Genomic DNA, 14,627 nt, shown 5'->3' with positions numbered 1-14,627 from the left:
GGTGAGTTCGGCACGTACCTGTCGGGGCTTGCGACGTGGGGTGAGTCGGCGGTCGGCGGGTGTCATCCGTTGTTCCTTCTGGCCGGTGGAAAGCGAGTAGCCAAGAGCTGAGCTTTTACTCAGAATAGTGCCATGAGCTGCGGAAACGAGAGGAACCAAGGGCAGGGGGTGGGGCGGTGATCCCTCGCGTGAGCCTCCCCCTGGAGCGCAGGATGATCACGTTGGAGGTGCGGAGCTGTCAGCCGCTCTCGCCCGGCTTCGCCACCGTCACGCTGGGCGGCCCCGGCATTCGGCACCTCGTCCCGGGAGGCCCTGACCAGGCTGTGCGGCTGTTCTTCACGGGGGAGGGGCAGCAGGAGCTGCGGATGCCGACCGTCTCGAACGAGGCGTGGATGGCGCAGGTCCTGCTGATGCCGAGAGCGACCCGTCCGCGGGTGCGCAACCTGACCGTCCGGCGCCTGCGGCCGGTGGAGCAGGAACTCGACATCGAGTTCGCCCTCCACGGCGACACGCCCATGACCTCGTGGGTGCGTCGGGTCCGGCCGGGCGATCCTGCCGGGATCTTCGACCTCGGTTCCATGTACCGCCCGCCCGACCACGCCCGGGGGCGTCTGCTGGTGGGCGATGAGAGTGCGCTGCCGGCCATCTTGTCGATCCTGGACAGCGACCCGAACCCGCCGCCCACCGAAGTCTTCGTGGAAGTGGCGAGCGCGCACGACATCCGGCCCGTCGCCACGCCACCCGAGGTGCGCATCCACTGGCTCAGACGTGACAGCGAGAGCCTGCGTCCCGGTGTCCGCGCCCTCGAGGCGGTGGGTGATGCCGAATTGCCCGAAGCCCCCCTTCACGCATGGGTGGCGGGTGAGTCCCGGCTCGCCACGAGTGTCCGGCGGCACCTGGTCAACGACCGCGGCGTCCCCAAGCGGGACGTCTCCTTCTACGGCTACTGGCGACTGGGCCGGTCGGCCCCCGGCTGAAAGAACCCTCATGCAGCAGTACACCTTCGAGCCCGAAGCGATCAACCGGCTGTCCCGCGTGGACGAGGTCGAGGCGATCGTCGGCCGCCCGGCCGCGATGGTCATGAAGAAGCAGATCAACGTCCTGGACGCAGGGTGCCGTAACGTCCTCGCCCACAGCCCGGTCGCCGCCTTCGGCTTCCAGGACGCCGACGGCACCGTCCGCACCACGTTCGTCGGTGGCACGCCCGGATTCGCGCGCGTTCACTCCTCGCAGCGGCTCTCCTTCCCCGTCGCGGGGGCGAGCGCCGCCACCGGCCCGGTCTCGCTGTTCTTTCTGCTGCCGGGCGTGGGCGAGGTGCTCCGCGTCAACGGCACCGCGTCCGCTCTCAAAGGCGGGGATACCGCCGTTGACGTCTCCGAGGCGTACGTGCACTGCGCGCAGGCCGTCATCCGCGCAGGCCTGTGGGAGCCGCCGGAGACGCCCGACGCCGCGGAGCCTGTCTCCGACCAAGGTCCGTTGGCTGGTGCGGGTATCAGCGACTTCCTCGCCGCCTCACCGTTCCTGGCCCTGTCCACCTGGGACACGGAAGGCGGCAGCGACACCAGCCCCCGCGGAGACCGGCAGACGGTGGCCCGCATCCTGAACGGCCGCACTCTGGTGCTGGCCGACCGCAAGGGCAACAGACGCGCGGACACCCTGCACAACCTGCTCCACGACGACCGGATCGCCCTCGCCGCCCTCGTTCCCGGCCGCAGCGGTGTCCTTCACATCCACGGGCGCGCCGCGATCACCGATGACAAGGCGCTGCTGAAGACCTTGGCCTTGCGCGGCGAACCGCCGCATCTCGCCCTCCTCATCGACGTGGAGGACGCGGAGATCCGCAGCAACGACGCTGTTGCCCGCGCCCGCCTGTGGAACCCCGACACACGACCCGGCCGGGACAAGGCACCCGACATGATGGCCGTGGGCAGCGCCCATCTGGCCGCAGGCGCAGCCCAGTCCGGGCGCGCGTCCGCGTGGCTGATCAAACTCATCACCGCCACACCGGGCATGAGCCGGTTGCTGCGGAAGGTGGCGGACCGTGCCTACGTGTCCGGGCTGCGCAAAGAGGGCTACGACGACGTCCGCGCCCCCGCTGCTGCGCACCACGGTGCAACGCAACACGATCAGGTGGCGGAGAGCCCGCTGCGAGCCGTGCGCGTCTGCGGGATACGGCAGGAGACACCCTCCGCCCGCACCCTGGTGCTCGAGGACTCAGCCGCCGAGGCCGAGCCGTTCCATTTCCGTCCCGGGCAGTTCTTCACCCTGGTCACTGACCTCGCGGGCCACCCCGTACGACGCGCCTATTCGGCCTCCTCGGCGCCGGGCGCCCACCGGCTGGAGGTCACCGTCAAGCAGGTGAAGGGCGGGAAGTTCTCCACGCACGCCCACAGTGACCTGCGGGTCGGGGACCGACTCGCGGTACGCGGCCCCTCCGGGACCTTCCACGCACCGCCGCAGAGCACTGAACAGCTGGTGCTCATCGCGGCCGGCAGTGGCATCACACCCATGATGAGCATGATCCGCGCCCGCCTGTCCGACCCCGCACCGGCCGGCAGGATCAGTCTTCTCTACAGCAGCCGAAGCCCCGAAGAGGTCATCTTCGGCGACGAGTTGACCCGCATGGAGAAGGACCATCCGGACCGGCTGACGGTCACCCATGTCCTCACCGGCCGCGACGGCCGACTCGACGCCGACAGCATCCGCCGATGGGTGACCGGCCTGCCGCTGACGGACAGCGCACATCATTTCGTCTGCGGCCCCGAAGCGCTCATGGACACCGTGCAGGACGTACTGCGACAACTCGGTGTGCCGGACGAGCACATGCACCAAGAGCGCTTCAGTGCTGGCGTCACCACCCCGACCACGCAGGCGCCCCAGAAGATGCGAGTCGACAAAGACGGGAACCTCGTCGGAGTGGCCGTGGTCGAACCCGGCCAGTCCCTGCTGGATGCCGGTCTCGCCGCGGGGCTGCCCATGCCGTACTCCTGCACGGTCGGCAGTTGCGGCGCATGCATGGTGCGTGTGAGCAGGGGAGAGGTCACGCAACCCGATCACACCTGTCTCACCCGCAAGCAGAAGGCGGACGGGCAGGTACTGACATGCGTCAGCTGCCCGCTGTCCGAGGTGACCCTCGACATCGACGATCCGACACCTCCCGGCTAGCACTGAGGCGCTCCCGCGCCCCTCGACAGCACACACGAGCGCGCCGATCTCGCCCTCGCCCGCCAGGACGTGACGGGCGAGGGCGACAGGGTGTGACCCACGAACTCGGCGTGACCCGGCACGACGGCGCGACCCGACGCGATGGCGTAGAAGCGGACGACATGGCCCGGGTCGACCAGGCCCTTCTCGCTGCCCTCGAACTCTGAATACGCCAACCCGTCCGCTGCACGACGCGCTATCTGGCGGGGAAACTCTCAATTCCAGGGACAGCCGCAGACGTTCCCAGGCCGGGACCGCCAGATCTCCGAGAACGGCCATGCTGCGGAGAACGAGATCAGTCGTCTGATCGGCACGGCCTACGCTTCCGTGATGGATGACACCGCATCTCCAACGTAACTGGGGTCTTGGTGTGCGCGTGAACCGTATCCGCCAGCTCGTGCAACAACATGGAACCGCATAGACTGCCGTGCTCGGCGCTAACACCATGGCTTCTCAACAACCGTTCTTGCGCGGCTACGACGAGTAGCCCGCCGCGGCGTTGCTCGCCGCGCCAGCAGTCCAGGGGCTCTGGCACGTGCCGAGGCCGCTGGAGCGTCCAACATCGGAAACAGGGCGCAGTTCCGCAGCTACTGACTGGCTGTCGCCCCGGCCTATGAACGGATGGCGTCTGCCAGTCAGTCGCTGAGGTGCTCGTGGAGCATCTGCCAGGTTCCGGCGTGGTTGACGAGCACGTTGGTGCCACGGCCGCTGCCTGATCGCGGGTGGCCGTCGACCGTTCCGGTCCAGGTGAATCGGTAGCGGCACACTGCGTGGTCGCTGTTGTGGGACACCCACTCCAGGTCGTTGATCTGGTAGACCTCGTCGCGGATGGTGGCGAAGGTCTCGGCGATGGCGGCGAGTACTGCTTCGCGTCCGCGGTGTGATCCGTCAGAGAACCAGTAGACGGCTTCGGGAGCGATCAGCGGGACAAGCTGGGCGACAGAATGGCTGTTGGTGGCCTCCTCGTAGGCGCGGATGAACTCGGTCGGCGGGGCAGTGGGTTCGGGCATCAGCTGTCCCTACTCGGTCCGTGTGGCGTGAGGGGTGCAAAGGGGCCGTCAGGCGGCGCCGTCCTGGTCGAGCTCGCTGTGGTCCAGGAGGTGGGACTCGTCCAGGACGAGCGCGGGGGTACGGCCGTACAGTGACTGCAGTCACTTCTTCGTGGCACCGATATTGCTGCCGGGAGCCGGGTCTGGCCCCGGGCTTTGTACGAGGCACGGCATTCACTCGGCACGTGACGAGCGGCTCACGGGTCGCCAGGGCGAGGGCCAGGCCACGTTCAGGCTGACCAGACCGGTCACCCCCAGGCTGGCCCGCGCGCATTCCACGTATCGCCGCTGCGCGTTTCTGAATTCCAAGTACGCCTGGTCCCAGCTCTGCTCGACTTGTGTGGGCACACCCCGTGCAAGGTGCTCGAGCCGCCACAGGCAGTGGTTCAGCGTCTTGGACGCAGTGTTCGTGTCGGTGTCGCCCAGCAGTTCGCAGGTCTCGCCCAGCGCCGAACGGCGGCCCTCGGCCTCGCCGAGCTCGGCGAGTGTCTCGGGGGTGAGTTCCAAAGGCTGGGGACCGGTCACCAGTCCGCGGCTGGCGGCGATGCCCTGGTAGCGACCGGCGAGCTCTTTGACTATGTGGATGTACTCGCCATAGGCGTCCAGGCGGCGTCCGTCCCAGCGCACTGATTGTTCGCGCCGCCACCGTGCCCGGTCGTTCAGACTGCTCACCAGGAACGATCCGACAGCACCCAGCGCTACACCCACCAGTGGAAGTATCTGTCCCGACACACTCACAAGGCCCCCTATCACGCAGTCGCACGGCTTCTTCATTGTCCCGTCCCGAGCCCGGGGAGGCGGCTGGCTCCCGTCATCCGCTGCCCGCGGCATGGGTAGAAGAGCTGACCGGGCGTGCGCGTGGAGGCGACTAGTGACTGAGTCCGAACGGCTTCGTGCACGGTAGGCGGGGAGGCATCGAGGGCGGCGGCGGGGCTCGGTGTTCGCCGCTGCCGTGTCGATGTGAGGTCCGCGGTCTGCTGGTGGGAGAGAGCCGTCGACGGCATGCAAGATGTCGGTGCCGAGGAGGCGGGGAGATGTTCGTGATCCGACGCGACGTACGGGATCGTCGTTCCGATCGGCGAAGAGACCATGCCCAGCTGCGGCACCGGCATCTTGCATGCCGTCGCTCAGAGCCGGGAGGCGGCGTCCTCGGCTCCCTCCGCAAGTACCGGAGTTCGGTCAGGGACGATCCGTTCCGTATCGAGACCACTGCCTGAACCAGGCACAATGAGCCGTGCCTTCCCCGCGCAGAACTGCGGGGAACGCACGTCAGATGCAGGTCCGAGACGGGCCGGGACGCGAAGCGATGTGAGACATGACTTTCGAAGCCCTCGACTGGGCGAGCGGCGACGTGTGCGTCACCTTCACGCGGGGCGTGGACCCCGCTGAAGTGTTCGCTCGTTACGGCGCGGACCCGGACCGGTCCCGCGACCTGGACGCCAACGCGGCATCCGGCTTGCCCAGCGGGCAGTTCGCCGAAGGAATGGTGTCACTCCTGCGCTCCGGAAGCCTCGGTGCCTGGACCTTCTGCGTCGAGGAGGACGGTGTCATCGGTTCATGGCCCGAACCGCTCGCCGCCCTGTCCCGGGGCACAGAGGTCTACAGCATCCTGTCCACCGACGGCCTCACGGTCTTCCAGTACTGGCGCGACGGCGATTGCCTGGAGAACTTCGAACCCGAACCGGCAAACTCTCCGCCGCCGTACTCCAGCCACTGGTGGGACAGAGTCCAGGAATCGCTGACAGAGCACGCGGGCACCGCGATGACACCCGTCGTCGCCCTCGTCCTGGATCACCTCGGCCTCACCCTCGACGACTCCACGCTGGCCACTGCGTGGCCCACACTCACCCTTGCCGAGGACGACGCACCATCCGCACCTCGAGGCGACTCGTACGCAGGCGAGGGGCCGGTTCCCCCCGGCACCGTCAAGATCCTTTGACGCCCGGGCCTCGCCCGCATCGCACCACCAGGCATTCACCCTGCCGACACCCAGTCCAGGTGTCGGCAGGGTGAATGCCTGGTGCACGTCGCAATCTGCGATCTGCCGGCCTGCTCCGCTCCTGCCATGCCATGTCTGTCTCTCCCTGCGGCGCTCTTGCGAGCCGGAACCGCGGTGCCTCGTCGAGGGCGAGGCGTCGTCAGGCGCCTGCGCGCTGCTCCACGTTCCGTCGGCATACGTCGGCCACATCGCTGTCACGTCGAGCGGCTCTGCCGTGCGCTGGGCATTCTCGACGTGTCGGCCGTACTTTGACACGGTCCTGGGCACGGACGACGAGGAGCGCGTCATCGTGCGCCGTGCATGCGGCGCTGGAGCTGATCGGCTCGCCACTCGTCGTGGAAGGCGAGCTGGTCGTCTGGGAGGGCGTCGCGGAAGCCAGCGATACGCCCGGAGCCGCGGATGTCGCGCCGTTGGCCCGCCCGGGCGACTTCGTGCGGCCGCTCGACCGGTCAGGCCACAAGATCGGCCTGCTCGTCGCGTCCGGGGCCGTCGGCCCTGCACTCCGTCTCGGTGCCGGAGACGGTCTGTGCATGGATCCGGCCGATCATCGAACCGAACACCAAGGCAGAGGGAGACTCGTGACCACCTCCAGGCCGGACGGCAGGCGCAACGCGAGCCCGTTCCTCTGCTGACCGGAGCCGACGGCCGAGGACCACGCCGTCGACAGCGGCCACTACGGACACGGCCGCGCCACAGAGGACTTCGAAGCGAGTGTCGCCCCCCTGAGCACGGCCCTCGAATCGTTTGCCCTCTGGCGATGCCCCGGCAGGTCCTGGCAGTACGCGCCGTTCATCGAGGCCGGCGGCCGGAGAGTCGGACGAAGCCTCGGCTAGATCATGAAAACCCGGCGCAGCGTCCGTGGCTACGAACGCCTCCATGTCTCAGCCATCGCCGATTACATGGATCCGAGGGTGAAGTAGGCCATGACCTGGCCCTGGGCTCGGCCGTCAGCTGCGCGCGTCACAGCTTGCTCCTCGGCATCGCGGTTCGTCGCGGAGTCGGCCTCGGCAGCCCTCGGCTCTGTCTCCTGCTGCGACGCCTCAACTCGCATGTTCTCCCCGTGATCCATGGTGAGAAGCTACGTGATCGTGCCCGGTCCGACCAGGCAGTAGGCGCTGAGCCTTCGGCTGGAGATCCGAATGCTCACTGACCGGCAACGGACAGCAGCAGATCCACCAGCCGCTCGGCGGCATCCGGTCGCCCGCGTGTCCGCGCTGCGGCCGCCATCTCGGTGCGGCGGCCCGGGTCGGAGAGCAGGGGCGCGATGGCCTCGCGCAACCGCCCGGCTGTCACCTCGCCGGTCAGTGCGACTGCCGCTCCCACCTCCTCGAGATGCGCGGCATTGTGTGCCTGCTCGTTACCCGCTGACGTCGCGAGCGGCACGAGAACCGAGGCCTTTCCCAGCGCGGTCAGCTCGGCGATGGTGCCCGCCCCGCTGCGTGCGAGGACGACATCGGCCAGGGCGAGGACGTCGGGGAGTTCGGGGCCGACGTAGGCGGTCAGGTGATGGCGGGTGGCCAGGTGGGGCGGGAGGCCGAGTGCGGCCCGGCGCAGTTCCTCGACGTGGCCGGGTCCGCACTGGTGGATGACGTTCGCACTCTCCAGCAGCCAGGGCAGCAGGTCGCGGACAAGATGGTTGATCTGCCGCGAGCCCTGCGCGCCGCCGGTGACGTACACGGTCGGCAGGCTCCGGTCGAAGCCGTTCAGGCCGAGGGCCTGAATGGCCTTGTCCGCCTGCCCGGTCAGTACCTCGGGGCGGACCGGGTTGCCGGTCACCGCCGCCCTGTCGCGGACTGTGCCGGGAAGCAGGGGCAGCGTGGACTCGGAGGAGACAGCGACCGCGCGGGCCGCGCCGGCGAGCGTCTTGTTGGCCAGGCCGAGCCGCACCGTCTGCTCATGTACGACGAGCGGGACGTGACACAGACGGGTCGCCGCGATTCCCACCGGAACGGCCACGTAGCCGCCGGTCGCCAGCACGACATCCGGGCGCAAGCCGTTGATCGCCTTGCGCGCCTGGAGGACACCGAGCGGCACACGGCCCATGTCCGCGACGTTCGCCGGCGACGCCAACTTGATCGGATTCTTCGAACGGCGGATCTTCCCGACCGCGACAGAGGCGAATGCGATCCCCTCGCCGGCGGCGACGCGCGCTTCCAGGCTGTCTGCCTTGCCCACCCACAACACATCGAGCCCGCGGCCGACCGCCGCCAGCCGGGCCTTGAGCGTGCGTACCGCGGTCAGCGCCGGGTAGGTGTGCCCTCCGGTCCCACCGCCCGTCACGACCAGACGGAGTGCGGGGCGATCGCTACTCACAGGAACGGCTCCAGTCGCTCTCGAACTGCACGGCACCGAGATGTATCAGTGTCCGCGCAACACTGTCTGGGTCTGAGCCTCCCACACCTCGTGGTGCGGCAGGACCGGACCCGTCTTCGCTTCGAAGGGGTGCCGGATGGGTTCTCGGGTGACCGGGTGCTCTTCCTGGGGCCGGACGGCTTCTGTTCAAGACGGTAGTTGCCATCGGCCTGAGTGGCCGGGTGGTAGTCCCATGTGGTGCCGGATTGCCGTGTAGTACTTCTCGCGGGCCATGCGCTGTTTGTCGATCTGCACCGACCATGTGTCAGTGGTACAGCCAGGGGCATGCAGAAGGTCGCCGACCTCCACGATGGTGAGTGCCCACCTGTGCGCAGCGTCCACGACGTCCGGGGAGCCGAGCATCAGCAGTCCTTCTCCGGCTATGGACCGGGAGTCCGCGGCGTCGAGGAGGAGGGGAGCTGCTTCTGCGGCCGGCAGGGGGTGTGGATAACTGTCATGGCCGAGGTGTGCTGCAACGCGACGATGAAGAGTGACGGTCTTCTTCAGCGTCAGCGCGTAGTCGGTGTAGGCCGCCATCTGCTGCTCCTGCCGTCGGGCCGCGTGCTCCCGACGGAACCTCGCCCGATCGCCACGCATGACCACCACGTACGAGCCGAAGGCTCCGATCATCACCCCGAGCAGGGCGGGAAGTTGCTTGATGAAGTCAGACATCGCCGCATGGTAGTGCTCCAAAGGGTCCGAAGACGGGGCAGCCGCCTCGACTCCTGCGGGGAGCTTCTTATGGAGCGTCCCCGGGCCGAGAGCTGCTTCCGACTCGACTGCCTGCTGCGCTCCCGCGTGGGAGAGCCATGAGGAACCGCTGCAGAGTTGGAGCGCGTCATCGCTTCGACCTGCTTGACGCCGTACCTGGGTCCCGGCAGCTGACAGCAAGGCCGCGCAGCTGAGCTGGTCGAGGCGCCGGACGAGGAGGAGCTGTCCAAGATGATCGCCCGCGACGGCTGCGTGGATCTCCTGTGTATTGACGAGCTCGGCTGCATGGACCTCGACAGGCACGGTGCGGAACTTCTCTTCCGGGTCTTGGCCGAACGGGAGGCGAAGAAGAACAGCGTCGCCGTCGCCTCCGACGAGTCTTTCGGCGGCTGGATCAATACCTTCACCGACCCCTGCCTGCGCGCCCCTCTCGCGGACTGTCGTCCCCGGGAGGCAACGTACGCATCGCCGTGGCTGTGCGCACCGGTGACACGAGGAAGGCACCCAGTTGCACGGTCCGGGCAGGACTTGCCGAAGACGCCCAGGAGACTGGAAGGCGGGCCATTGTGGGTGGAGCAATTGTCAGTGCCTGTGGATGTGTTGTCCGGCCGCAGTGTCAGTGGGCAGGGGGCTGGTGACCGGGGGCGGCTTGCGGGCCAGGATCTGAAGGCCCGCAGATGTGTTGCCGTTCATGGTGGTCACGGTGGTTCGTCGGGAGTCAATGGTCTCGAAACGGGCGAGCAGGGACGTGTACCAGCTGCTTGGCCCGGGCTGCCGTCGCCGTACTCGACCTGATCCTGTCCGACGGCGCCGATCCCGCCCTGTACGGCGAGCTGGTCCGGTTCGGCAAGGCGCTGGACTGGCACGGTGGCACGCCGCCGGTGGAGCAGGACCGGCTGGTCAAGCCCTGACACAGCGACGGCCGACCCGGCCTTGTGTGCGAACTGCTCGGCCGGGGAGTTCGCCTGTGAGGACCACCGCCCCCGATCACCACCGTCTTCGGCTTCAGCTTCTCCGGGGGCTGGTTCTGTTCACAAGAACGGACGGCAGATGTTCACCAACTCGGGAGGCACCTGGAATTCGAACAGATGCGGAGGAGGCCCAACACATCGCGGGGCAGAGCGGTGTGCTAGATGCCGCTCTGTACTCAGCTTTGGGGTGGACCTGTGCGGTTCAGGTTCCTGTAGCGATCGAACGCCTCTCGGGCGTCGGGGACGAACTCCTGGCGCTGCGCTAAGGCCTCAAGGTCAGTCTCAGATAGCCAGTCGTGCCAGGCGACTTCCTGGTCACTCGGGCGGACCGGAACCGTGATGACGGCCTCGTGCAGGCCGAGCCAGTAGGGGCTGATTGCCCCCGAGCAGAGAAACTTGAACAGGAACTTGGGGGCGGCGTGAACGCCCAGCTCCTCTTCAAGTTCCCTCGCCGCTGCCTCCTCGTACGACTCACCGACGTCAGCGGCGCCACCCAGCATCCAGTTGTACTGACCCGGGAATCGGGAGTCATCGGCCGGACGGCGATGAACTAGGAACCGTCCGTCTTCGTCACGGCACACGATCGTGGTGATGCGGTGCAACCACCCCTGACGAATCGCTTCGGACCGGTCAACCACTTCCAGCACTTGGTCATGCTCATCCACCCGTTCAACCAATTCACCCATGCTCAACACGATGCCAGGCGCTGCTCACACAGCAGCCATCAGGTCCTGCCCGGCGGTCAATCGAACAACGCCGAAGCTAGTGCCTCCCGAGCCGGTGAACATCTGCCGTCCGATCTCGTGAACAAAGCCAAGCGGGCTGCTGGGGTGGCGCGGGGCAGCATTCTGACCGGCGGCCGAGCCGTGGTTTCCAGGGCATCGGGTGGTCTCGGCGTCGGGACCGCCCGGTGCCCCGGCAGCCGCGCGCACGGTGAGTGTCACTCTCGCTGTGCGTGGCACGGCGGCGGGCGAGCGCGTCGCCGAGGACATCGCCACGTCGACCGGCAGCCAGAACCTACGGGTCGCCCAGGTCGACGTCGCCGAGCGGGGATCCGTCGCCGTTTTCACCGCCGCCTGGCAGGGCCCGTTGCACGGACCGGTGAACAAGGGGGGGCGTCGTGGCCTGCGCCGAGCGGCACGCCGAGCAGGGCTGGGGGGAGTTCGCCACCGACCACCCGGGTCACTTCATCCTCGCCGCCGCCTTTGCACGACGCGCTGGCCGGCCGCAGGCCGTCGCGTCGCGTCGCGGTGAGCTTGACCGGTCACCGGCGGTCTTCCGTGGTGCGGGACGACGCCGGCTTCGCCTTCCGCCCTCGCGGGGAGTGGCCGGCCTGCGGCCGGCCCAAGACCGCGAACGCCCTTTCGCTGTCGAGGCCACCCGGCGCCGGGCGAGTCGGCGACAGCTTCACCGCACACGCCCTGATGCCCGGCGCCCTCCACACCAGCCTGCAGTGTCACACCGGCGGCTGGGGGTGGGGCCCCCGGCGGCCGGGGTTGGATTCCCCGCAGCCCTTCTTCCATGAGGAAGTCGTAGAACAGGCGGACCGGCACGAGCCGCTGCTGGATCGTCGCGTTCGCCAGCCGCACCCCTGAGTCGATCGAGATCACGCTCGTACCCGGCGGTGCGGCCGCGAGCTCAACTCCCGGACGCAGAAGGCGATATGCGCACGGTTCGCGACGATCGGGTTGACATCCTCCCGGTCGCACACCAGCAGGTACTCGGCCAGCCCCCCGGCCGTAGGCGGCGATCCTGCGCGGTGCACGTCCGAGAGGTCCGTCCAGACCGTCAGCCAGGCCGCATTCTGCCCGTGCTGGCCGAGCACCGGCCACTTCTCCGTGAGCACGGTCGTGCCGCTCAAGTCATCTCCCAAGTCCGTGGTTGCACCGGGGAGACATGATCACCCCCGGCAGGCTCCACGTAACTTTTCAACAGATCAAGAGACAGCTCTGTGGCCGTGCCGGTTTCTCACTCCTGCGCAGGGTGATCCTGCTTCAGGAGTGCATCGTCCGGGTGCCAGCCCATCGGCTTCCTGGCCCCTTGAGGTCAGAGTTCGGCCGTCCAGATCCCGACAGGATGGTCACTCGGAGGCAGCCACAGTTGAGGCTGTGAATCGCGATGCCTCTCGTCACTCTGCTCGTCCCAGTGGAAACGTCCCTCGGCATCAGGCCACGCGACTTGCAGCACAGGAAGAGGCGGCCGCCGGTAGAACCCGATGGCCTGCCCGAAGAAGGTCCGGTACCAGCCACGATTGACCTGCCTGAGCGCGACTCTATGACCGGCGACCACGTCAGGATGACTCTGGCCGTCCGCCAGCGCCTCGGCTGCGGCGGACTTCTCTCCGAGGGTGTTGAGCATGAGGTGCATGACGTGGACATCAAGCCCGAATATGGCCAGTTCAGGTCCGCCGTGAGTGTGCGCGAGGCCGATCGTGTAGGCGAATCCAGGGCCGATCTCGTCTTCGGGAACCATCACGACGTGCGATCCGTGCTGCTGCACGTGCTCGATGACTGTCAGATCCATGCGGTCCGCTTCGTCCCGGTCACCGTAGTCATGGCAGAGGACACAGCGGCACTGAAACGGATCATCAGTCATGTGTGGAGGGTACGAGCCGAGCATTCAGGTTGAGTCACCGGGTTTGGCCCCTCTCAATCGAACAGCGCCATCACCCTTCGCGACGGCTCCCCGCAGGCTGCGTCAGAGACGGGGGAGTTTAGTGCATCGGCGCCTCCTAGCAGGCTGAGCGGCCGGCCGTTTCGGGGCGGTCAGCGGTGACGTGCGAGCTCGATCGCGAGGGCGCCGTGTTCACGGACGGCGGGGGATAGCGTGCCGCCATGAACGCGCTCATGTCGGTCCACACCGTGACTATCAACTCCGCAGACCCATGGGCGTTGGCGACGTTCTGGTCGCGACTGCTGGGTGGCACCCCGAAGGACTCCGGTAACGACTTCGTTCGTCTTGAGCCCGGCGGAGGGCGGGTGCCCTTGCTGTTCCAGAAGACCGATCAGCCAAGCCGCGATCCCGGCTGGATCCACATGGACTGCACCGCAGAGGATCGCGAGGCGACGATCAGTGTCGTGACGCGCCTCGGCGGCCGGCGCAGCGACAGCATGGGCGAGTGGGTTGTACTCACCGACCCTGAGGGCAACCTCTTCTGCATCGGCTCGTGACGACAGCCGACGACCGGGTCCAGCCGGTGTAGGTGAACGTGCCCTCGAAGGTGGCGCAGGTCGCTGCTGTCCGTGCGCTCGCTGCCGGGCGCCGCGAGCGTGACCTGGCTCCTCGGCTCGGGCTCGGGTGCTGGCGAGGCGGTGGGAGTCGGTGCCGGTCTCGATGATGGCGCCGTTGAAGGTGAGCCGGTCGACGATCGCCGCGCAGAGCCTCGGGTCGGTAAAGGTCTTCGTCCAGCCGCCGAACGACTCGTTGGAGGCGATGGCGACGCTGTTCTTTTCCTCCCGTTCGGTCAGGACGTGGAACAGGAGGTCAGCGCCGTGCCGGTTGAGCTCCATCTAGCCCCGAGCTCGTCGGTACAGAGGTGGTCGACGCGGCCGTAGCGGGCGATCGTCTTGTTCAGCTGCTTCACCCAGCATGCCCTCGATGATTTGGCAGGGCTGTCGGACCCTGACACGTCACACCAGCTGGGCTGGGCCTTCTGCGGGCAGGAGGTCGCACGTCGAGCCGGTGACCTCTGTGTTCTCGGGGCGAGCTGAGGCATGCTCACGGCTTCGGACCGGCAGCCGGCCACCCACCCCATCGTCCGGGCCGAGGCGTGTCGCGTTCTTCGGTAGTCTCGGTGTCAAAGCGGGCGAGGATGCCTGGATGAGTCATGAGACCGACGAGGTACGCGAAGCGATCGCAGGCGAGCTGCGCCTCATGGACCCCCGCGTGCGGGCATCACGCTCACGTGCCCGGGAGCTCCTGGATCCGGAGTTTGTCGAGGTCGGCGCTTCAGGGCGACGGTGGACGTACGACGAGATGGTCGCCGTACTGCCCGACCTGGACGGCGCGACGGGCGACGGTCCGCGCTATGGGGCCTCAGGGTTCACCGGCGTCGTCCTGGCACCCGGGCTGGTGCATCTCACCTTCGAGACCACGATGGGTGGGAACAGAGCGCGACGCAGTTCGCTCTGGCGCAGGCACAGTACAGACGCAACCTGGCGGATGTACTACCACCAGGCCACACCCGTCCCGCCCGACACCATGTGACCGCGGCTGAAGCCGTCTGCTGCCGGTTCGCTCACCACCTCGAACGCGACCTTGACGCCGTCGTCGCCGGACTCTCCCAGCCGTGGAAGTCCGGTGTCGTCGAGGGCCATGTCAACCGGATCAAGATGCTCAAGC

13 protein-coding genes and 3 pseudogenes are annotated in these 14,627 nt (G+C 67.7%); 8 read left to right on the top strand and 8 right to left on the bottom strand.

Going from position 1 to position 14,627, the window contains the following annotated elements:
• Nucleotides 1–212: 212 nt before the first annotated feature.
• Nucleotides 213–977, top strand: coding sequence for a siderophore-interacting protein (locus tag GTW43_RS18985; protein ID WP_161303210.1), 765 nt, complete (start codon nt 213–215; stop codon nt 975–977).
• Nucleotides 978–987: 10 nt separating this feature from the next.
• Complete coding sequence (locus GTW43_RS18980; RefSeq protein WP_161303214.1) at nt 988–3,165, top strand: 2Fe-2S iron-sulfur cluster-binding protein; 2,178 nt, start codon at nt 988–990, stop codon at nt 3,163–3,165.
• Nucleotides 3,166–3,839: 674 nt separating this feature from the next.
• Here GTW43_RS18980 and GTW43_RS18975 read toward each other — a convergent pair.
• Together GTW43_RS18975 and GTW43_RS18970 are read right to left on the bottom strand one after the other, a co-directional pair.
• On the bottom strand, nt 3,840–4,214 hold the full coding sequence (locus GTW43_RS18975) for a nuclear transport factor 2 family protein (protein WP_202501645.1): 375 nt from the start codon (nt 4,212–4,214) through the stop codon (nt 3,840–3,842).
• Nucleotides 4,215–4,427: 213 nt separating this feature from the next.
• Complete coding sequence (locus GTW43_RS18970) at nt 4,428–4,961, bottom strand: hypothetical protein (protein ID WP_343246057.1); 534 nt, start codon at nt 4,959–4,961, stop codon at nt 4,428–4,430.
• 607 nt (nt 4,962–5,568) lie between these two features.
• Here GTW43_RS18970 and GTW43_RS18965 point away from each other — a divergent pair.
• Together GTW43_RS18965 and GTW43_RS38670 are read left to right on the top strand one after the other, a co-directional pair.
• A complete protein-coding gene (locus tag GTW43_RS18965; protein WP_161303208.1) occupies nt 5,569–6,192 on the top strand; it encodes a DUF6461 domain-containing protein in 624 nt (207 codons plus the stop codon).
• A gap of 356 nt (nt 6,193–6,548) precedes the next feature.
• Nucleotides 6,549–6,884 (top strand): hypothetical protein, encoded by a 336-nt coding sequence (locus GTW43_RS38670; protein ID WP_343246056.1) that lies wholly within the window; start codon nt 6,549–6,551, stop codon nt 6,882–6,884.
• 511 nt (nt 6,885–7,395) lie between these two features.
• On the opposite strand, the gene GTW43_RS18955 is transcribed toward GTW43_RS38670, so the two are convergent.
• Nucleotides 7,396–8,565, bottom strand: a complete 1,170-nt coding sequence (locus GTW43_RS18955) for a UDP-N-acetylglucosamine--N-acetylmuramyl-(pentapeptide) pyrophosphoryl-undecaprenol N-acetylglucosamine transferase (protein WP_343246055.1) — start codon at nt 8,563–8,565, stop codon at nt 7,396–7,398.
• Nucleotides 8,566–8,751: 186 nt separating this feature from the next.
• The gene (locus GTW43_RS18950) at nt 8,752–9,276 is read right to left on the bottom strand and encodes a hypothetical protein (protein ID WP_161303207.1); all 525 of its coding nucleotides are present in this window, start codon (nt 9,274–9,276) and stop codon (nt 8,752–8,754) included.
• A gap of 231 nt (nt 9,277–9,507) precedes the next feature.
• Here GTW43_RS18950 and GTW43_RS38145 point away from each other — a divergent pair.
• Together GTW43_RS38145 and GTW43_RS18940 are read left to right on the top strand one after the other, a co-directional pair.
• Nucleotides 9,508–9,753 (top strand): annotated as a pseudogene (locus GTW43_RS38145) (ATP-binding protein); the annotation flags it as partial.
• Between the two features lie 326 nt (nt 9,754–10,079).
• Nucleotides 10,080–10,226: pseudogene (locus GTW43_RS18940) on the top strand (carbonyl reductase); the annotation flags it as partial.
• Between the two features lie 236 nt (nt 10,227–10,462).
• Here the strand turns inward: GTW43_RS18940 and GTW43_RS18935 are convergent.
• The 3 genes from GTW43_RS18935 to GTW43_RS18925 all read right to left on the bottom strand — a co-directional run bounded on the left by GTW43_RS18935 (nt 10,463) and on the right by GTW43_RS18925 (nt 12,881).
• The gene (locus tag GTW43_RS18935) at nt 10,463–10,972 is read right to left on the bottom strand and encodes an NUDIX domain-containing protein (RefSeq protein ID WP_161303206.1); all 510 of its coding nucleotides are present in this window, start codon (nt 10,970–10,972) and stop codon (nt 10,463–10,465) included.
• Nucleotides 10,973–11,892: 920 nt separating this feature from the next.
• Complete coding sequence (locus GTW43_RS18930) at nt 11,893–12,147, bottom strand: hypothetical protein (protein ID WP_202501643.1); 255 nt, start codon at nt 12,145–12,147, stop codon at nt 11,893–11,895.
• A 185-nt stretch (nt 12,148–12,332) separates the two neighbouring features.
• Complete coding sequence (locus GTW43_RS18925) at nt 12,333–12,881, bottom strand: DUF4262 domain-containing protein (RefSeq protein WP_237536687.1); 549 nt, start codon at nt 12,879–12,881, stop codon at nt 12,333–12,335.
• A 239-nt stretch (nt 12,882–13,120) separates the two neighbouring features.
• Here GTW43_RS18925 and GTW43_RS18920 point away from each other — a divergent pair, with 239 nt between their 5' ends.
• Nucleotides 13,121–13,456, top strand: a complete 336-nt coding sequence (locus GTW43_RS18920) for a VOC family protein (RefSeq protein ID WP_161303205.1) — start codon at nt 13,121–13,123, stop codon at nt 13,454–13,456.
• A 108-nt stretch (nt 13,457–13,564) separates the two neighbouring features.
• On the opposite strand, the pseudogene GTW43_RS18910 reads toward GTW43_RS18920, so the two are convergent.
• Nucleotides 13,565–13,866, bottom strand: a pseudogene (locus GTW43_RS18910) (ATP-binding protein); the annotation flags it as partial.
• A 239-nt stretch (nt 13,867–14,105) separates the two neighbouring features.
• Here GTW43_RS18910 and GTW43_RS18905 point away from each other — a divergent pair.
• Nucleotides 14,106–14,492, top strand: coding sequence for a DUF4440 domain-containing protein (locus GTW43_RS18905; protein ID WP_161300139.1), 387 nt, complete (start codon nt 14,106–14,108; stop codon nt 14,490–14,492).
• The last annotated feature ends 135 nt before the right edge of the window (nt 14,493–14,627 follow it).

Source organism: Streptomyces sp. SID5785 (assembly GCF_009870065.1).
Classification (GTDB): Bacteria; Actinomycetota; Actinomycetes; order Streptomycetales; family Streptomycetaceae; genus Streptomyces.
This window is presented reverse-complemented; position numbering and strand designations above follow the sequence as displayed.

Coding starts and splice junctions, on each gene's coding strand:
- GTW43_RS18950 (WP_161303207.1), bottom strand. CDS start 9,276: ATGTCTGACTTCATCAAGCAACTTCCCGCCCTGCTCGGGGTGATGATC.
- GTW43_RS18905 (WP_161300139.1), top strand. CDS start 14,106: ATGAGTCATGAGACCGACGAGGTACGCGAAGCGATCGCAGGCGAGCTG.
- GTW43_RS18985 (WP_161303210.1), top strand. CDS start 213: ATGATCACGTTGGAGGTGCGGAGCTGTCAGCCGCTCTCGCCCGGCTTC.
- GTW43_RS18925 (WP_237536687.1), bottom strand. CDS start 12,881: ATGACTGATGATCCGTTTCAGTGCCGCTGTGTCCTCTGCCATGACTAC.
- GTW43_RS18920 (WP_161303205.1), top strand. CDS start 13,121: ATGAACGCGCTCATGTCGGTCCACACCGTGACTATCAACTCCGCAGAC.
- GTW43_RS18965 (WP_161303208.1), top strand. CDS start 5,569: ATGACTTTCGAAGCCCTCGACTGGGCGAGCGGCGACGTGTGCGTCACC.
- GTW43_RS18980 (WP_161303214.1), top strand. CDS start 988: ATGCAGCAGTACACCTTCGAGCCCGAAGCGATCAACCGGCTGTCCCGC.
- GTW43_RS18975 (WP_202501645.1), bottom strand. CDS start 4,214: ATGCCCGAACCCACTGCCCCGCCGACCGAGTTCATCCGCGCCTACGAG.
- GTW43_RS18935 (WP_161303206.1), bottom strand. CDS start 10,972: ATGGGTGAATTGGTTGAACGGGTGGATGAGCATGACCAAGTGCTGGAA.